The sequence below is a fragment of the Veillonella sp. CAG:933 genome, from assembly GCF_000431435.1.
Taxonomy (GTDB): domain Bacteria; phylum Bacillota; class Negativicutes; order Veillonellales; family Veillonellaceae; genus Veillonella_A.
In genome coordinates this window covers 1-19,395 of sequence record NZ_HF986216.1, presented here as the reverse complement: position 1 = coordinate 19,395, position 19,395 = coordinate 1, and the positions used below count along the sequence as shown (strand labels likewise).

General features: G+C 44.1%; 18 protein-coding genes. 4 read left to right on the top strand and 14 right to left on the bottom strand.

Features of this window, described 5'->3' with window-relative positions; genetic code table 11:
• Positions 1 to 510: 510 nt before the first annotated feature.
• The 7 genes from QZL64_RS09550 to speC all read right to left on the bottom strand — a co-directional run bounded on the left by QZL64_RS09550 (position 511) and on the right by speC (position 7,211).
• On the bottom strand, positions 511 to 1,767 hold the full coding sequence (locus QZL64_RS09550) for a Glu/Leu/Phe/Val family dehydrogenase (protein ID WP_021841772.1): 1,257 nt from the start codon (positions 1,765 to 1,767) through the stop codon (positions 511 to 513).
• Positions 1,768 to 2,090: 323 nt separating this feature from the next.
• Positions 2,091 to 2,846, bottom strand: a complete 756-nt coding sequence (locus tag QZL64_RS09545) for an exodeoxyribonuclease III (RefSeq protein WP_021841771.1) — start codon at positions 2,844 to 2,846, stop codon at positions 2,091 to 2,093.
• Between the two features lie 117 nt (positions 2,847 to 2,963).
• Complete coding sequence (locus QZL64_RS09540; RefSeq protein WP_021841770.1) at positions 2,964 to 3,260, bottom strand: hypothetical protein; 297 nt, start codon at positions 3,258 to 3,260, stop codon at positions 2,964 to 2,966.
• A 30-nt stretch (positions 3,261 to 3,290) separates the two neighbouring features.
• Positions 3,291 to 3,929 carry a DUF421 domain-containing protein gene (locus QZL64_RS09535; protein ID WP_021841769.1) on the bottom strand — a complete coding sequence of 213 codons (639 nt, stop codon included), beginning with the start codon at positions 3,927 to 3,929 and terminating at the stop codon, positions 3,291 to 3,293.
• Between the two features lie 7 nt (positions 3,930 to 3,936).
• On the bottom strand, positions 3,937 to 4,392 hold the full coding sequence (locus tag QZL64_RS09530; protein ID WP_021841768.1) for a DUF3290 domain-containing protein: 456 nt from the start codon (positions 4,390 to 4,392) through the stop codon (positions 3,937 to 3,939).
• 15 nt (positions 4,393 to 4,407) lie between these two features.
• Positions 4,408 to 4,998 (bottom strand): TIGR01440 family protein, encoded by a 591-nt coding sequence (locus tag QZL64_RS09525; RefSeq protein WP_021841767.1) that lies wholly within the window; start codon positions 4,996 to 4,998, stop codon positions 4,408 to 4,410.
• The gene (gene speC, locus QZL64_RS09520; RefSeq protein ID WP_021841766.1) at positions 4,998 to 7,211 is read right to left on the bottom strand and encodes an ornithine decarboxylase; all 2,214 of its coding nucleotides are present in this window, start codon (positions 7,209 to 7,211) and stop codon (positions 4,998 to 5,000) included. Before speC ends, QZL64_RS09525 begins: the two co-directional genes overlap by 1 nt.
• A gap of 299 nt (positions 7,212 to 7,510) precedes the next feature.
• On the opposite strand from speC, the gene hydA reads away from it, so the two are divergent.
• Positions 7,511 to 8,977, top strand: coding sequence for a dihydropyrimidinase (hydA, locus tag QZL64_RS09515; protein WP_021841765.1), 1,467 nt, complete (start codon positions 7,511 to 7,513; stop codon positions 8,975 to 8,977).
• Between the two features lie 147 nt (positions 8,978 to 9,124).
• On the opposite strand, the gene QZL64_RS09510 is transcribed toward hydA, so the two are convergent.
• The 4 genes from QZL64_RS09510 to QZL64_RS09495 all read right to left on the bottom strand — a co-directional run bounded on the left by QZL64_RS09510 (position 9,125) and on the right by QZL64_RS09495 (position 13,829).
• Positions 9,125 to 9,928 (bottom strand): MetQ/NlpA family ABC transporter substrate-binding protein, encoded by an 804-nt coding sequence (locus tag QZL64_RS09510; protein WP_021841764.1) that lies wholly within the window; start codon positions 9,926 to 9,928, stop codon positions 9,125 to 9,127.
• A gap of 317 nt (positions 9,929 to 10,245) precedes the next feature.
• Positions 10,246 to 11,706 (bottom strand): amino acid permease, encoded by a 1,461-nt coding sequence (locus QZL64_RS09505; RefSeq protein ID WP_021841763.1) that lies wholly within the window; start codon positions 11,704 to 11,706, stop codon positions 10,246 to 10,248.
• An 88-nt stretch (positions 11,707 to 11,794) separates the two neighbouring features.
• The gene (gene ilvA / locus QZL64_RS09500) at positions 11,795 to 13,009 is read right to left on the bottom strand and encodes a threonine ammonia-lyase (RefSeq protein WP_021841762.1); all 1,215 of its coding nucleotides are present in this window, start codon (positions 13,007 to 13,009) and stop codon (positions 11,795 to 11,797) included.
• 4 nt (positions 13,010 to 13,013) lie between these two features.
• Entirely contained in the window at positions 13,014 to 13,829 is an 816-nt protein-coding gene (locus QZL64_RS09495; RefSeq protein WP_021841761.1) for a nitroreductase family protein, read from the bottom strand.
• 501 nt (positions 13,830 to 14,330) lie between these two features.
• Here QZL64_RS09495 and QZL64_RS09490 point away from each other — a divergent pair.
• On the top strand, positions 14,331 to 14,960 hold the full coding sequence (locus QZL64_RS09490) for an ABC transporter ATP-binding protein (protein WP_021841760.1): 630 nt from the start codon (positions 14,331 to 14,333) through the stop codon (positions 14,958 to 14,960).
• Positions 14,961 to 14,992: 32 nt separating this feature from the next.
• Positions 14,993 to 15,760: an ABC transporter permease gene (locus tag QZL64_RS09485; protein WP_021841759.1), complete on the top strand. Its 768-nt coding sequence runs from the start codon at positions 14,993 to 14,995 to the stop codon at positions 15,758 to 15,760.
• A 367-nt stretch (positions 15,761 to 16,127) separates the two neighbouring features.
• Here the strand turns inward: QZL64_RS09485 and QZL64_RS09480 are convergent, their stop codons facing one another.
• From QZL64_RS09480 to QZL64_RS09470, 3 genes are all read right to left on the bottom strand, one after another.
• Positions 16,128 to 16,772: a hypothetical protein gene (locus QZL64_RS09480; RefSeq protein ID WP_021841758.1), complete on the bottom strand. Its 645-nt coding sequence runs from the start codon at positions 16,770 to 16,772 to the stop codon at positions 16,128 to 16,130.
• Positions 16,773 to 16,784: 12 nt separating this feature from the next.
• On the bottom strand, positions 16,785 to 17,435 hold the full coding sequence (locus QZL64_RS09475; protein WP_021841757.1) for a hypothetical protein: 651 nt from the start codon (positions 17,433 to 17,435) through the stop codon (positions 16,785 to 16,787).
• 165 nt (positions 17,436 to 17,600) lie between these two features.
• Positions 17,601 to 18,278: a Crp/Fnr family transcriptional regulator gene (locus tag QZL64_RS09470; RefSeq protein ID WP_021841756.1), complete on the bottom strand. Its 678-nt coding sequence runs from the start codon at positions 18,276 to 18,278 to the stop codon at positions 17,601 to 17,603.
• 122 nt (positions 18,279 to 18,400) lie between these two features.
• Between QZL64_RS09470 and QZL64_RS09465 the strand changes: the two genes are divergently transcribed.
• Positions 18,401 to 19,330, top strand: coding sequence for an arginase family protein (locus QZL64_RS09465; protein ID WP_021841755.1), 930 nt, complete (start codon positions 18,401 to 18,403; stop codon positions 19,328 to 19,330).
• Positions 19,331 to 19,395: the final 65 nt, after the last annotated feature.

Here is a 19,395-nt window from a genome sequence, read left to right as displayed (position 1 = left end):
CGATTGCTCTACCGACTGAGCTATCGAGGAATGGTACAAGAGATATTTTATACTAAATTCAAAGTAAAAGCAAGTACTTTTTTATTAAATTTTTACAAATTCCATACGTATTTTAAATATGTTGCAAAAGTCACACATTTCGGGCTTTTATTAAACCTTTGTTAGGCTTTTATTAGGCCTTTATTGTTCTTTTCCGCCCCTGAAATCCCGACTATATGATTGGTAATTTCACTAAATCCGCCCGCCTAAATCTGCCTGCCCAAACCACGCGCAAAAAAAGCGGTCAGGCATTACTTACCTGACCGCTCTTACGCTGAGTATACTTCTTTCATTATATTATTTAGCAAGGTGGCTACGCATAGCCTGTTAGACAGTCATACTTAGCGTTGTATAAGTTGTACGGACTCAATCAGTACTCACTACTGTTTGACCGTTAAAAGCAAAGTGTAAAGATTCTTAAAGCTGTAGTCAGCTGTTAATTCAAATTAAACGAGTTTGCTCCCGTTATTATCAGCCGTTGAAACCACGAAGTTTGCTGGCATCAACCAAACGTTTCAAAGCTACCATGTAAGCAGCTAAACGAGGATATACTTTGTACTGTTGTTGCATTTCCCAAACTTCTTCAAAGCTCATTTTCATGTTCTTTTCGAGGCGAGCATTTACTTCGTCTTCATCCCAGTAGAAGCCGGCTTTGTTCTGTACCCATTCGTAGTAAGAAGTTACTACGCCGCCACCGTTTGCCAATACGTCAGGAATGATTTCGATGCCTTTTTCAAAGAAGTACAAGTCAGCTTCATTAGTTGTAGGGCCGTTAGCACCTTCCAAGATAGTTTTAGCTTTAACTTCTTTCATATTGCTGCCGTTCAATTGGTTTTCCAAAGCAGCGAGGTATAATACATCTACGTCGAGAAGTAATAATTCAGGGTTAGGAATACGAGTCATGCCGGCTTCTTCGTAGCCTTCCAAGGAACGGCCATGAGAGTTGGCATATTCGTAAGCTTTTTCAACGTCGATACCGTTTTCATTGTAAATGGAACCATGAACGTCGCCGATAGCAACGATTTTAGCGCCTTCACGATGCATCAATAAAGCACCAACGCTACCTACGTTACCGAAGCCTTGAACAGCGATAGTTACGTCGCTCATTTTCTTACCTTTCTTTTCAAGGTAGCTCTTCAACGTAAACATGCAGCCACGGCCGGTTGCTTCGTTACGGCCTTTGGAACCGCCAACGGCCAATGGTTTACCGGTTACAACGCCCGGGGACCATACGCCTTTTAATGTGGAGAATTCATCCACAATCCAAGCCATAATCTGAGGATTAGTGTTAACATCAGGAGCCGGCACGTCAGTGTCAACGCCGATGATTGGCGCAATTTTACGAACAAAACCGCGAGTTAAGCGTTCTAATTCGCGTTGGCTCAATTTCTTAGGATCTACTTTAATACCGCCTTTACCGCCACCGTATGGAAGGTGTGCGATAGAGTTTTTGATTGTCATCCAAGCTGCCAAAGCACGAACTTCGTTTTCATCGGAATCAGGATGGAAACGGAGACCACCTTTAGCGGCGCCCATAATTGTACTATGTTGCGTACGATAACCGCTGAAAACTTCAATATGACCATCGTCCATTTGTACCGGTACGGCTACTTGCATTTCCCGTTCAGGATGACGGATAACTTCATAGTCGTTTCTCGTCAAACCTAATTTTTCGGCCGCTTGGTCAAGTGTGTTAAGCATGTTTTCGTAGGGATTATAATTTGCCATAATAATCGTGTCTCCTTTTTACGCATACACTATAAAATCAAAGATTCAACATTACAAATCTATGTCTTGTATACACTATACCACAGCCCCAAGTTATTAACCATGTATTTTTCATATGAGGCATTTTTATCATAACTATTACGCATGATTTATAAAGGATAGAAAATAAAAGAGTCCGCCTTGATTTTTTAAGGCGAACTCTTACTATTTTTATGTATATATGACAATTCAATATAGATAAAACTCCATAAAGAACCGTCTTTTTGACCATTCTATAGAGTATAAATCAAAAATCCCTGTCAAAAACTATACTTCTACGGTGATTAAAGATTAATTTCCAACTCAACCGGGCAGTGATCGCTGCCGAAAATATCCGGATGAATTTTAGCTTCCACAATATCCTTATCGAGACGTGCGGAGGTAATAAAATAGTCAATTCTCCACCCTACGTTCCGATCGCGGGCTTTGCCCATATAGGACCACCAGCTGTACGCATCGGTCACGTCCGGATAAAGTTTACGGAAAGTATCGGTGAAACCGGCATCTAACAACTCCGTCATTTTCTCACGTTCTTCGTCGGTAAAGCCGGCGTTTCTCCGATTTGTCTTAGGATTTTTTAAGTCAATTTCATTATGCGCTACGTTTAAATCACCGCAAAGAATAACCGGCTTTTTCGCATCTAATTCCAACAAATAGGCGCGGAACGCATCTTCCCAAGTCATACGGTATTCCAAACGAGCCAATTCACGCTGGCTGTTCGGCGTGTAGCAGGTTACGAGATAAAAATTATCGTATTCCGCCGTAATCACGCGCCCTTCCTGATCGTGTTCTTCAATGCCGATACCGTTCGTTACATTTAACGGTTTCACACGTGTGAAAAGGGCCGTACCGCTGTACCCCTTTTTCACCGCACTGTTCCAATACTGCTCATAGCCCGGCAATTCCAACTCGATTTGGTGTGGCTGCAACTTCGTTTCCTGCAGGCAAAACATATCCGCATCAAGTTTTTCAAAACTTTCCATAAAACCTTTCGTTACCGCGGCGCGCAGACCGTTAACATTCCAAGAAATTAATTTCATCAAAGACTCCTTTCATAAGAAGCTGAGAGCTTCCTTAATAAGCATACTACTATACAGGCTTTAGCTTTAGCTTTAACTTCGGCTTTGGCTTCAGCTTTAGCTTAACCTTAACATCTATCATTTAACTTTATGTTCAACATCAACTGTCTTTTCTGTATTCGAATCAACTGCTTCGCCCCGTGCCGCCGCTGCTTTGGCCGCTTTGGCCGCTTCTTCAGCCTCTATTTCCGCCTCTTTACGGGCAAAATAAGCTTCTAATTTTTCACGGCGAACCTTACGAGTCAACTCAAATGCCAACGAGAACAACAGTAACACAACGGCAATTAAATTGGTGGTCGTAAAACCATGTGTATATATGTGGTACAAAATATAGAGAAATGCAATTATCAATAAAGCTCGCTGCAGTCCAACCATGACTAGCTCCTTTCATCGCCCCAAGCGGGATTAATCCTTCGCATACGGGGTTATAACCAACTCACCATGCACGAGCTCGGCCATATATATATCCGACGGTTGATAGCCTTGCTCTGCTACGTTCGTTTCTAACCACTCTCTATCTCTTTCGATTAATGACAATACATTTTCATCTATCTGCCCGTCAACGATTAACGGATAATGTACCGAATCTTCCCCAAATTTAACTACCGTCAATTGCCCGTTTTGTTCTAAAACGGCTCGTTTTACTTCGCCTACGCGCGTTACCCCATTGGCGCGCAGTTTTAAATGTAAGTCACCGGCACTGACGCCGTTGCGCATACAATCTTCTACTTGAATTTTACCATAATCCACCACGATTGTGGGCGTACCGTCTACGATACGTTTCACATGGTGATTATAGGCCGACAAATAGCGAAGCGCCATAACAACGATAGTCCATCCGATGAGAACCAGCAAAAATTGCAAGACTCCAATGGCTTCGTTATAAATAACACCCCCTATAATACCGCCAAGCACGTAGTTCTGCACCTGATCAATAGCCGAGTTCGGAGCCAAATTCCCCTTGCCCATTAAATTGATTTGCAGTACCAAACACAATATGCCCAGCACCAGTTTTATCATAATCAACGTATAACCCGTTATCATGTTTGCTTTACTCCTTCACCACATCTATGACTTTAATCTGCGAATCTATCACGTGTACCTGCGTCAATGAATAGGCTCCGTACCCTTTGATAAAATGGGCCCGATAAAAACGATTGCCCGCACTGACTATTACGTCATCATCAAGATGGGTTGAATTAACCTTCACATCTTCCTTATTCGTGCCCAAACGCTCCGATACAGATACGATAAAACTAGCCATGCGACTGCTTTCTTCCGAGTTTCGCATAGAGGAATCATATTCACTCCAACGAATGCCCAAAATAAACACAATCAGCAGCGATAAAAGAATTGTCAAATCGCGATAACGACTATTCAAACGATGGCGCATAAATAAGATACTGACCCCCAACAGCGCCACCAAGAGTATAAATGATATACCATATTGCAAAAGGGCGTTAAACTGCCCTTGTTGCACGATATAGGCATAAGTATAGAAATTCAAACGTACTCACCTCTGTCACATTAATGATTCATCGTAAACAGCGCGTGCGCCGCCGATATATTTAGGCCGTACGCGGCCGGCTGTCACATGAGCTTCACCGATTGTTTTTACGCCTAAGCGAACCGGCACGGCTACCGGTTTTAAATGCATGCCGATCAGCGTATCGCCAATATCAAGGGCCGCATCAGCCTCTACCCGTTCAACCACAACCGGCGCCGCAAAGTGCTTATACGCTGCCATCGAGGCAGCACCACCGGCGTGAAGTTGCGGCACTGCATTACAAATCGGCCAATTATGCCGATTAGCTACCGACTTTTCAAGTACCAAGGCGCGATTCAAATGTTCGCAGCATTGCACGGCCAAAGAAATCTTCAGCGGCTCTAAAACGGCGGCGGCTGCCTTAATAATTGTTTCACCCACGTCCGTTGCCGAATCTGTACCGATACGGCTTCCTCGCACTTCACTGGTGGAACAACCGATAACAAACAGATCACCGGCTTCCAGCTTGGCAACGGTCACCAATTCCTTCACCGCCGCCGTCACTGCTTCACCGATAGAACGCAACAATTGTGCTTCATCCACCGAGGTTAATTCATCCTTCGCCATTATACCCCTTCTTTCTGTGCGGACTCTTTTAATACATACGCATAAGCCCGCTTATAACCGGTTTCATCCGCTTCAATATAAACGCCTTGAAGCTCCGGTGCAAAACCCGGTAATTCATTAATGCCTTCTTCAAGGGCCACGAAATAATCACGAGCCGCTTCCGACCAAAGTTCACCCGGCTGCACGCAAATAACGCCCGGCGGATACGGCAAGGCCCCTTCAAGCGCCATGCGACCCACACAGTCCGCAATCGGAATCAATTCCCCTTCACCGCGTACAAAATCAATATTCGCCGCCTGCGGTGTTTTCACATAGGTAGGGAAATACTCCCGTTTAAATAATTTCTGTTGCAATTCACTCACACGGCGCACTTTATAAAAGTCATGCATTTCTTGGCACAGCTGACGAATCGTATAGCCGCGATAGCGGTCGATGTTCTGCGTATATACACTCGGCAAAACATCCTGTAATGACGCGTCCGCTTCGATGAGCTGCTCAAAACGCAACAATTTAGCAATGAGTGCATCCATTTTGGTGTACGACTCGGCCGGTGTGAGCAAGAATAAAATCGTATTGAGGTCACATTTCTCCGGCACGACCTGATGCTCGCGCAAATAATTTGCCAAAATTGTGGCCGGAATGCCAAAATCCTCGTATTCACCGGTTTCCATATCGATGCCCGGTGTTATGAGCTGGAATTTACAAGGGTCGATGAAATATTGCCCTTCGCCGTAACCGCTGAAGGAATGCCATTTCGCATCCGGCTCAAAGGCAAAGTACGACACATCATCGGACATAACTTCCGTTTCGCCGTCTTCCCACGCTTTACCGTGAACCGTCGGCGGCACGAGAGGCCGTAAATACTTACAGTTGCGCAGCACCGTTTTACGGGCTTCGATGCCCACCATAACACAGTCACGCCATAAAGCTCGGCCGCCTTCACCGGCGTGAATTTTCGCATTCACATCGAGGGCCGCAAAGAGCGGATAGAACGGCGATGTGGAGGCATGCATCATAAAGGCGTTGTTAAAACGCTTCTGATTCACATAACGGGCTTGCCCACGGATATGCGAATCCTTTTTGTGAATTTGTGATGTTTGTGAAAAACCCGCCATTTGTTTATGCACGGACTGAGTTACCAAAATGCCCGGATCGTCAGGACCGAGTTCCAAAAGTAGTGGTGAACAATCTTTCATCATCGGAATGAATTGTTCATAGCCTACCCAGGCGGAATCAAAGAGAATGTAGTCACATAAGTGACCGATTTTATCGACTACTTGGCGCGCGTTATAAATCGTGCCGTCATAGGTACCAAGCTGAATTACCGCCAAACGAATCGGACGCTCAGCCTTGGCTTTTTCAGGAGCACGTTCCGCAATGCGCTCACGCAGGAAGGTTTCGTCAAAACAAGCTTCCGGAATACCGCCGATGGAGCCGAACGGATTGCGAGCCGTTTCCAGATACACCGGAATGGCACCGGCCTGGACCAAAGCGCCGTGCGATACGGATTTATGATTGTTGCGATCATAGAGCACGATATCGCCGGGAGCCAATAAAGCGTTGAGGACTACTTTATTGGACGAGGACGTACCATTGAGTACAAAATAGGTTTTGTCCGCATTAAATACCTGCGCCGCATGCTCCTGAGCCTCCAGCGCGTAGCCTTCATGAATGAGCAAGTCGCCCAGTTGAACGTCCGCATTACATAAATCACTGCGGAAAATATGTTCACCGAAATAATCGTAAAAAGCGCGGCCCGCCGGATGTTTGCGGAAGAACTGCCCCCCTTGATGGCCCGGACAGTCAAACTGGGAATTGCCCAGCTCTACATAGCGTCTCAAAGAACGGAAAAACGGCGGTAACGAGCGATGCTCATAATTTTGAACAGCCGTTTCGAGGCGTCGAATGTAGAATTCACGTTCCGACGGCTCATCGTCTAATACCGCATAGGCATCGCGCAATACGGTGTCCTCCGCCTGCGATACTTGGTTAGGGCTTAAGCCTTCCATACCGGTGCCTGTGCGCACCACAAATACAGGAATGTCAAACACCTTAACCGGCGTACTCTTTAATGTATCTATCTCGCAGTCACAAATAATAACTGCGCCCACATTGGTAAAATCGGTTTGATGCGGCCGAATAACGTCACGTTTCGTCAATATACCGACTACTGATTCCGCCTGTTCTGATACTACTACTTTTAACTCGGTCATATACAACCTCCTTTATCTTCGTCACAAGCAGCCTTTGCTGCCAGCCATATGTCTAATACAATCGCCGAGACGTTAACTATTGCCGGCAACCGCTACACGATACGCAGCCACTCATGTGGGCCACTTCATATTCAAAAAACTCTTACTATTTATTATACCCTATTTTTCTTCTTTCGGTATATTTAATGCTTTGAATAAATCAACAAAAGGGGTATTATAAAGTTATATATACTCGTTATAAAACAATCATGACATTACACTTTCAAGATTCTATGCCTATAGCAGAAAGGGTTTGCCTTATGAATATCATTATTGAAAACGGTCTTATTTGCACAGCCACCGATCATTTCGTCGGTGATATCGTGATTACCGGTGACACGATTACCGCCATTACCGCACCACATGCGGCCCGGCAAACAGTTGGCTCCGGCACTAACAATAGCCCTGCTGAACAGGAATTCCAAACAGTCGACCCTATTAAAGATCAAGGCACCGACTACGAAATCATTGACGCCACGGGGCATTATGTCGTGCCCGGCGGCATCGATCCGCATACTCATTTTGACCTGCAACAATCGCCGAAACATCGCGCCTGTGACGACTTTTTACATGGTGGCATCGCGGCGGCCTGCGGCGGTACAACTACCATTATCGACCACATAGCCTTCGGTCCTGCCGGCTGTTCCTTACATCATCAATTCGATGTATATCGCGACCTCGCCAAAGATTGCCCCGTGGATTATAGCTTTCACGGCGTTTTTCAACATGTTGACGATTCCATTTTAAAAGAAATCAATGAACTTGTAACCAAAGAAGGATTCCCATCTTTTAAAGCTTATACCACCTATGGTTCGCCCTTGCACGAACCGGAACTCTTTGCCTTGTTGGAACGTTTAAAGAAATGCGGTGGTCTTTTGACCGTCCATGCAGAAGATGACACGATTACCAATACACTGCGTAATCGTTTGACCAAGGAAGAATTGCTGCCTATCGGCCACGCCTTGACGCGCCCTAATACGGCCGAGTCAATCAGCGTAAATACCGTTATCGGTCTCGCCCGCGTTGTCGGTGACGCACCGGTCTACTTAGTGCATATGTCGGCGCACGAAAGCCTCAGCGAAATCCGTCTTGCCCGCCAAGAAGGGCAAGCCAATATTTATGCCGAAACCTGCCCGCAGTATCTTTTCTTAACAGATGATAAATTTAAAGACGGCGGTCCCATGGAAGGCATTAAATATATGCTGGCACCGCCCCTTCGTAAAAAAGAAGACCAAGACGCGCTGTGGCAGGGCTTACAGGACGGCACGGTCCAGGTGGTTGCCACCGACCACTGTCCATTTACCATTGCTGAAAAGCAAGCCTATGTGGACGATTTCAGAAATTGTCCCGGCGGCATCAGTGGTGTAGAAGAACGCATGCCGCTCCTCTTTAGCGAAGGTGTTTTGCAAAAACGCCTTACGCCGGAGCAATTCGTGCAGGTGACAGCCACTAATGCGGCGCGCATCTTCGGGATTACAAACAAAGGCGATATTAAAGTGGGCTATGATGCGGATCTTGTTCTCTTTAATCCTAACGAATCACGGACATTCCGCGCCGATAATTTAAAAACTACCTGTGGTTACTCCGCCTACGAAGGCATGACCGTCAACGCCACGGTGGCCAAAGTATTCCTCCGCGGCCAACTTATTGCCGAAAACAATACATTCTGTGGCAAAAAAGGGTACGGCCAATTACTCAAACGACATATAAAAGCAGCTGACAAATAAACCTCGGTTTACTACATATAAAACGTCTGACAAACAACCTTCGGTTTTACCCCGAGTCATACTTTTAAACATCAAAAAAGCCCCGAAGCGATAACAACTATCGCCTCAGGGCTTACTTTATTTTACATATGATTCAGCCTGCCTCAATTATTCAGCCGGTTCAATGGTGCCTTTAAATTTATCGGCAATGAACTGCTTAATCGCCGGGGAGTGGTAAATCTCAGCAATTTTTTTATACGTAGGATTGTCTTTATCCTTTTCACGAGCCGCTAAAACCATGACAGCCAACGGTTCATTCTTAGGTTCTAAGAAAATCCCCTGCTTAGCCACGTCAATACCGGCACTCATTACATAGTTCATCGGAATCGCTGCTACCGTCACATCATCAAGACTGCGTGGTAATTGTGCTGCTTCCAATTCTCTGATTTGTAAGTTTTTAGGATTGGACACAACATCAGCCGGCGTAGCTTTGAAGCCAACACCTTCTTTTAAGGTAATAAGACCGGCTTTAGCCAATAACGCTAAGCCGCGACCGCCATTAGTCGGATCGTTCGGAATAGCTACAACAGCGCCATCGGGAATTTCATCAACACTTTTCACCTGATTGCTGTATAAACCCATGCGCATCAAAATTGTTTTGCCGATAGACACTAAATTAGCGTTATTATTTTTGTTAAAGTTTTCCATAAATGGTACGTGTTGATAGCTGTTAAGATCCAAGTCACCTTCAGCCAACGCTTTGTCCGGTGTTACATAATCGGAAAATTCCACAACTTTTACATTGATGCCTTCTTTAGCCGCTTCTTTGGCTACCGCTTCCACCACTTCCGCGTGCGGACCGGCCGTTGCGCCGATTCGAATTTCCTTCGATGAGGAATCAGTGCCGCAACCGGCAATACCGATTGCCAAAATTCCCACCAACACAGGTGCTAACCATTTTTTTAGATTCATTTGTAAGACCTCTCTCTCATTTACACTGCCCTATGGGCCCCTCAAAAAGTATCTTGGCACTACATCTCGGGTTCTCAGTCCGGATGCAAGCAAACTCTCAAACCAACCGTTATGCGAACAATGATAACGCCAACTGCAGTTCAAAGAGTTTTGTAAACCCCACTTCGCCAAGCTTATTTATTATCCTACCACATAAACCGGAAATAAAAAAGTCCCACAATAACCTTTTTTAGATTATTGTGAGACTTTTATGTTCTTCCCAAAGGAGATTTCTATTGATAAAGCTCTAAACGCTCTATGTCAATCTAAATAAATAACTATTTAATAGCCGTTACCGAACCTTCTGCTGCGGCAGACTCTTCACGAGCAGGACCACCGGCACCGAGTCCGTCTTCATGAACGAATTCTTCGTGAACAACCGGACGTTTATTCATGCCAAGACCATAGTAGAACGCCGTAACAATAGCGATAAACAACCAACCTACCACTAAGGATACACGCGTATCTTCATTCCAAATCATACCGATAGTAACGAGTACCAAGAAGCCCAAGCAGAAATAGTTGGAATATGGATACAATGGCGATTTGAACGGATGCTGATCCATGATTTCTTTGCCCCAACGTTCTCTGAACTTGCGCTGTGCTCCGGCCAATACGAACCAGGATACCATAGCAGGGAAAACGCTGGCACTATAAATATATAAGAACAATTTGGAGTCCGGAATCAAATAATTCAACACAACCCCGAATACTAAGGAAAGCATGGATACATAAATACCGTTGCGCGGTACGCCCGATTTAGATAATTTCGCAAAAATCTTAGGGGCCTGACCGTTTTTAGCCAACGTATACAACATACGACCACAACTATAAATACCACTGTTGCAACCGGATAAAGCGGCTGTCAAAACTACAAAATTGATAATACCGGCAGCACTGGCAATCCCTACTTTAGAGAATGTCGTTACAAACGGACTGCCTACAAAACCCAGTTCATTCCAAGGATAAATACAAAGAATAATAAAAATAGCACCAACATAGAAAATCAAGATACGCCAAACAATGCCTTTAACCGCTTTTACCAAGGTATGACGCGGATTCTGTGCTTCACCGGCTGTAATCCCTACCAATTCAACCCCTTGGAAGGCTGCCGCAACAACGCACATAGCCGCCAACATACCGCCGAAGCCGTGCGGTGCAAACCCGCCATGTTCCCATAAATTGGAGAACCCGATAGGTACACCGTCATTACCAAAGCCGAATAAAATCATCATGGCCCCGATAACGAGCATAAATACGATGGTCCCTACTTTAATCAAAGCAAACCAGAATTCAAACTCGCCATAATATTTAACGGACGCAAGATTGGCTGCAACAATAATTGCCATAGCTACGAAAGCCGATACCCAATGGGGCAGTTCCGGGAACCAATAACTCATGTAAATCCCAACCGCCGTAACTTCGGCAAGCCCTACGGATATCCACATAAACCAGTAGCACCAAGCAGTTATATAACCGATATACGGTGAAATATAGCGATAACCATAAGCCGCAAACGAACCCGGTACCGGCTCCAAATACAGCATTTCACCCATAATACGCATAATTAAAAACATTACGACCCCGGATAAAGCGTAACACAATAATACGGCCGGACCGGCTGTTTGTATCGTGCTGGCTGAACCCATAAATAAGCCTACCCCAATCGTACCGCCCAGGGCGATCATTTCCACGTGACGGGGTTTTAAATTACGCTCTAAGTTTTTTCCCGATTCCATATTTTTACTCCTACTCTATGTTTCTAATTTGTCTCCTCTATATGTGTCATCTCCCTAAAACACTCTCCCTTTAACGCATGGCTCCTTGTTAGCGTAAAATAGCCGGGAAGCCATTGTCCGCTAAGGTAGCCAACAGACTGGTAACATGTTTTTCATTCATGGTTTCAATTTCCAAAGCTACATGTACATAGCCCACTTCAATGTCACGCTGACTGCGGTCATGATAAATACTCAAAATATTGGCATTGCTGTCAGAAATTATGCTCGTAATTTTGGATAAAACATGCGGTTTATCTTGTACCACAACATCAAAATAAGCCCGACGCCATGTTTTAACAAGGCCGTTGTTGATGATGCGGTCAATCATGTTTACGTCAATATTACCGCCGCTTACCATAGCCACTACGTTCTTGCCTTCAACGCCGGCAATTTTATGATTCATCAACGCTGCTACCGGGCAAGCACCGGCGCCTTCGGCCGCCGTTTTTACACGTTCCAAAAGGAACAAAATAGCTTCCGCAATTTCCGCTTCACTAACGGTAACGATTTCATCCACATATTGAGACACGATGTCAAATGTCAAGGTACCCGGCGTGCCTACGGTAATCCCGTCGGCCAAGCTCTTTAAGGCCGGCACGGTCGTAATTTTACGAAGCTCTACCGATTCCTTCATGGACGGCATGTTCTGAGTCTGTACGCCGACGATGCGAATACTTGGTTTTAATTCCTTCGCCGCTACCGCAATACCGGAAATTAAACCGCCGCCACCGATTGGCACGACGATAACATCTGTTTCAGGCAATTTTTCAAGAATTTCCAAACCGATTGTGCCTTGACCGGCAATAACCAACGGGTCATCAAACGGATGACAGAAAGTAAACCCTTTCTCCTTCTGCAATTGGCAAGCCTTTTCATAACAATCGGCGTAAAAATCACCGGCCAGCACTACGTCCGCACCATAACTTTTAGTGGCATCAATTTTGGCAATCGGTGCATTGGTAGGCATGCAAATCGTCGCTTTACAACCATATTCCTTAGCGGCCAACGCCACGCCTTGCGCATGATTGCCGGCCGACGAAGCTACAATCCCACGAGCTCGTTCTTCCGGTGACAATGACGCTACCTTGTTATACGCACCGCGCAATTTGAATGAACCGGTACGCTGGAAGTTCTCCATTTTTAAATGGACTTCACAACCGCATTGTTCACTCATAGAGGTAGAATGCATCATAGCCGTTCGCTGTGCAACCCCTTTCAGATGTTCTTGCGCTTCCCTAATCATTTCCAGTGTTACTAATGCCATGCGTTTAATCCTCCTCATCAAAGAAAACTCTCAGTGATTCTCTCTCAGGCATATAGCGGTACTTAAATTTAGGATATCCCACCATAATAGCTCCGGCAACCCTATACCCAGCCGGTAAATTAAGTAATTTCAGCAGTGGTTCATAGCCTACTTGTGCGCAAAATTCTACAAAGCCGGACCAACAACTTCCCAGGCCTAAGGAAGGTGCCATTAATTCCGCATAAGACAGGGCAAAATGACCGTTATCGCGGCCGCGGTCAATCAATTCATCCTTGCTTATGGCCAGGACTAAAGCAGGTGCTTTATGTAAAATAAAATCACGCCCAGTCCGGTTATAGCGCTTTGCATTATACGCATAAATTCGCATACGACTATTTTCTTTCCCCAATCCGCTCATCCAGTCCATCACGGCTTCACTGATAGCAGCCAGCGTTTCCTTATTCTGAATCACTCGATACGAAATGCCTTGGCTATTGGAGCCGGTAGGAGCCATACGAGCCACATTCAAGAGTCTCGTAATTTGCGCCTTTGAAACCGGTGTATCACGGAATGTACGAATAGATCGGCGATAGCGGATAAACTTCTCTGCCTCTTCAGGACTTGGTACTTGGTAATCCCCAACCGGAATTTGATCGGCGCGCGGCGTTACTGTATAATCAATCGCATTTGTTGGACAAACTGCTACGCAATGTCCACAAGAAATACAACTGCCAAAACCGGCGGCCGGACCGTTTTCTTTCATAACCAATAATCCTGTCGGGCACTCTGCCACACACATTTTACACTGGATACATACATCTGTACGCACCGAAAAGCTCATCGTAAAGCCCTCCATTCGTAATATCACGACTAAATTATACTCCTAAATTTCAAATCTGTATATTCTAAATGTACATCCCTCTAGCACAAAAGTATTTATCTCATTAAGTTATTTCATGCATGAGTTTTTAGGATAACCAAATAAATATAGTCTCTGTCAAATTGAATAAATATAGATTTTGCAAAACGTAAAAAAATAGCTTCAATTATATAAATTGAGAATACTTAAGTAATGCTAATAATCGAGCTCTTTGAAATCGAATAAATTCGTTCACCATCGATTTGTAAGGTACCTCAATCATTAAATCATAATTTTGAGGATAATTTCTAAGCATCGTACGGCATCTCAAAATATAACCATAGCACGATTTGCAAAAAAATAAAAGAGTAAAGTCAATCTGAAATGAATTCTCAACTTCAAATTATGAATGATAAATTTATAATTTTTTAACTAGGTAATTTTGTTAAAATCAATTAGAATAAAGAGGAAAGGAGTACTCTCATGACCTTAATAACGACCAAAGACTTAGTCTTTAACAATATGATTGAATACCCTGATATGACCATTGAAAAAGGCAAAATGACCTTCATTCAAGGTGCCAGCGGCTCCGGCAAAAGCACCCTTTTTCGCTTATTCAATGCCACTATTAATCCCTCACAAGGAACCATCTATTACAATAAGGTAGATATCAGCACTATCAATGCATTAGAATTGCGCCGTAAAATCCTACTGATTAATCAACAAGTGTATCTCTTTGACGGCACTATTGCCGATAATTTCCGTCAATTCCATGCGTATCGCGGCTCTACCCCACCGACCGAAACAGCCATGAAGGAGTTTCTTCACATTGCGGCGGCACCGTTTACGCCGGAACAAGATGTGGCCCGTTTATCCGGCGGTGAAAAGCAGCGTGTCTTTAACGCCATCATGCTTTCCTTCAATGCGGAGGTTTATATGTGGGATGAACCGAGTGCCGCCCTCGACTCACCGACAGCTACGACCTTCTTCACGCGCATGAAGGAATATATGGCCAAACACGACAAAACAACGTTGGTCATTTCTCATGACGACACACTCTATCCTAAATTCAGCGATGCTTTGATTGAACTTAAAAGTCGTCACGAAGTATAAACATACGGTTCCATAAGATTGGAGTTTTTATTATGACTGAAGCTATTTCCATGCAATTAGGCGGATTCTTATCCATCTACTTATTGCTCCTCGTTATTGCCGGAATTTTCACATATTGTAAAATCCCGCAGACGAAATTTCTCTTGCTGGGCACCTTACAGATGACGGTGCAGTTAATCATTGCCGGATACGTGTTGCTCTACATTTTCCAAAACCCGTCACCGATTTTTGTCTTAACCTATCTGTCCTTGATGGTCGGCTTTGCCGTGACTCGAACGCTTCGCAAAAATCCATGGCTTAACCGTAAATTCAAGTGGATTACTGCCTTATCCGTCATCGGCACCTGTATCAGTATAACAAGCTTTATGCTGCTTGTCGTTATCCGCAAAGACATTTTAACGCCCCAATATGTCATTCCGATCAGCGGTATGCTCGTAAGTGCTACCATGAACGGCGCCACTTTGGCGTTAAAGTCATTTAAAGAAAATCTCGATTCTCACAAACAGCAAATCGAGGTGCTCTTAAATATCGGCACACCGCCGGCTAAGATACTGCATCCATTTGTGATACAGTCCTTAGAAACGGCTTTTTTACCGACCATGAACTCCATGGTGGGCATGGGGATTATCGCCCTTCCCGGTATGATGACCGGTCAGATTTTGGCCGGTGCCATGCCGAATGAAGCCGTGCTGTACCAAATTACCATCATGGTTGCCAACTGTACCACCGTGTGCTTATCGTCGTTTTGCCTACTTTACTTCGGGGCTCGCACTTTGTGGAATGACAGGTATCAGTTATAACTAAGCACATCGGGACCTTGCTCAGTAAAAAGAAGAAGGGTATTGCTCTCGGGCTCCGATTTCTTACCGACAAAATTACATGCAATCCGCCATAAATAATATCTTTAGGTATGCATAATGTAAAAAGAAGAAGGGTATTGCTCTCGGACTCCTGGTTCTACAAGAACAAAGTCGTCTACGAGCAATACCCTTCTTCTTTTTTTGCGTTACGCCGTTCCCTCAGTACGTTATTTATGTCTGATTGCTATAAAGACTGTGCGGAATTAACTCGGAGTCCTTACGTGCAAGGCTTGTTCTTTTTACATTAGCCTGTGCCCTCCGTGCATTAGTTATAACTTAGGGGAAGGAAAGGCCTATAAAAAGCATATTATTGTCCGGATGTTTCGTCTGTGAATTTGATGTCTACCAGATCCCACTTCTTGGTGTCTACGTATTTCTTTTGGAAGTAGTCTCTGATGTGTTGTTGGGCTTCGTTTTTAAGGTTTGTCATGTCGCCGTCTTTAATGCGTTGCATAACAAATTTACCGCTTACCAGGGCATCTTTTTGGCTGTCATAAGTATATTCGGTACCGCTTTCATCAATGTATAACACCCCGTCCCGTTCAGTTAAGTTAAATGGTTCAAAATCATGACCGATTTCTTTAAACGTATATTCCGGCTCCATTTTTGGCAATAAGCCTTGTCTGTTAGGCCCATTAGGAATGCCAAATACCATCCAACGGTCGCCCCGCTCGTACTCATCCATATTTAAAAAGTTCATCTTTTTCGGGGCATAGCGATACTGCCTAAAATTCCCTGTATACGTATGGTCGGTCTTTTTTTCAAAAGTAACAAGAATGATTTTATCACTGGAGTATTCATAGTTAACATCCTTCATTGTCGGAGTCTCTATATATCCCCATGTGCCCGAAAAGTCTTGTGAGCTTCCCAAACTGCCACAACCACTGAGAACAAGCATTAAAGCCATAGCCAAGGCCATCAACATATAGGTTACCTGTCGCTTCGTTTTCATAACAATCCCTCCCTATACTGTGGCCTGACGGCGACGATAGATTACATAGCCGATGCCTGCCAAAACAACAATACCCAATGCGCCACCGATAAGAAGACCGGAGCTGCCATCTTTTTTAAATTGGAAATAAATAGGATCGCCTGCGGCATAGATGACCGTGTCATCATTTTTCAAAATGCCCTTGCCGATGCTTTCCTTAATAATTTTGCCATCCACTTCAATGGTCGTAGCACCCGATGCCTTACCTAAATTAAAGGTGTACATATCAGGATCATCGCCATATGGATAAATTACATTTATTTTAGCATCAGGATTACGTCCGAAAACGGCCGCACTCATCTTAGCCAGTTCATCTTTATTGGCAAATTTCGCTTCTAATTTCCACATTTGAGATTGTACCGTTGCACTGTCCCCTTTTAATTCCTTCCCGTCAGGTCCGATGGCTTCAAGTTCTACTTTACTAATATCAATCGGCGCCTGCCCGTTTGAATTCTGGGTCACCGCACTCAATAAGTCCCCTTTACTGATTGGTACCGGTGATTGAATCGTGGCCTTCCATTCCCCGCTAAAGTCCGATTTTACCTCAATCTCAGAAGTAACTTGAGCACAACCTGCCGCCAGCAACAGGCATAAGGCTAAACATAAGAACACTAACCGCTTCATACGCTCCACTCCTTACTAAAATAGAATAATAAATTAAATACTCCCTAAATACACATTTGTGCATTTCAAAACTTAATTTCATTATATCAGTTATTCTGTATCATTTGTAGCAGAATTCCTATTCGCCTATTTTATATAATATCTATAGGCAATTGTGAGGTTAATTCAGTCTAATCTTGTTTCACCGGAACAATAACGCATTAAGGTTTGGATGTTTAAAATCTTAATTTCTCTGCGGGCCGTATCGATAATACCTTCTTCTCTCAAGCGACCGATATGGCGTGTCAGATTAACGCGGCTCATGCCGACGAGTTCTGCCAATTCTTCTTGTGAAAAAACCAATATTCCCTGGCCCACTTCACTTTGAGCATTGTGTAACAAAAGTATTACATTACACACTCTGACAAAACCCGAGTTGTACTCCTGATGAGCTGTTTCAAAAAGCAAGAGATTTATATAGCGAGCATAGGAATTTAACATGTATTTATTAATTTGTGGGTATGCATCCATTAATTGGCCGAATTCATCCCGTGAAAAGCGCCAAATTTTCATGGGCGTAATAGCTTCAGTCACCAAGGTTTGTTCAATTTTAAATTCCAATTCGTGAAAACCGGGGAAAATGGTGCCTGAGCCATGATAGGATATAATCTTGCGCCGACCCGATTCGTGTACCAAATAAGTTCTTGCAATACCCGACTCTATATAGTTGATATACTGAACATGCTCGTCCGGTTGCCACAAAAAATCACCGGTTTTAAGTTGTATTTCTTTATGTGGCTGAGCCTCAAATAAAGGCTTTAATTCAACGAAATCATTGGTAAAAATATACCGTGGTATTAACATGTTTTCACCTCAAATCGAACATTGATGTTATATTTTCACATTTATTTCCATTATTTTTTGTTACCGTTATTATAGCATTTATTATCATTATTATAGCATTTTTCAAGGAGGTCTTTCACACCATGAGCCAACAATCTACATCAAATCCAACTATGAGCATGCCTGCAAGCACAGCTTCCGCTTCCGGCAAAACATTACAGCTCGTCTATCCCCAATGGCAAGGAGGCGCTAACCCGAACTATCAAATAGGTGCCCAAGTTTTAGCGGCACTGCTCCCTTCTTCGCCTAATACTGAAAAAGTATATGTACCGGTAGCCGATGAAAAAGCAACTCTCGCCGCCAATGAAGAGCAAACCGCTCAAGACGTTTTTGCCGAAAAGATTCTCCTGCAACAACAGACTACGGCTCGTGAAATTCTTAAGGTTAAACAACCGCGCAAAATTATCACCATCGGCGGTGACTGCTCTATTTCGCAAGTACCATTCGATTACTTGCACCAGCAATATCCGAATAATACGGCGATTCTATGGCTTGATGCCCATCCCGATATCATGACACCGAAGGAGTTCAACCACGAACATGCCATGGTGTTAGGAAATTTATTGGGTCATGGCGCCCCTAGTTTTGCCAAAACCGTGAAAGCTCCGTTCCGGCCGAACCAAGTCCTCTATGTAGGCTTAATTGAATCCGGCCTTCTACCGCATGAAAAAAGCTTTATTGCTGAGCATTCCTTGTCCTATTTGACACCACAGGATTTAACCTCTACCCAGCCTGTTACGGATTGGCTTACGGCTAATAAGATTGAACACGTCATGGTTCATTTGGATTTAGATGTTCTGAGTCCTACTGATTTCCGCAGTCTCCTCTGCAACAAACCGCATCAGGGCCCGGTTGAATACGCAGTTGGTGAAATGACATTGGCTAAGATTTTCCAAATTCTTCAAGCGGTTAGTGAAAACTCTGAGCTCGTAGGTCTATCCATTGCCGAATACTTGCCATGGGATATTATTAATCTTCGGAACGGGCTGTCAAAACTAGATATTTTCAAGTAAAAATCATTGTTACAAATAACTAAATATGCACAGCAAAAAGGGGCTGTAACGAAATTGAGTTTTTT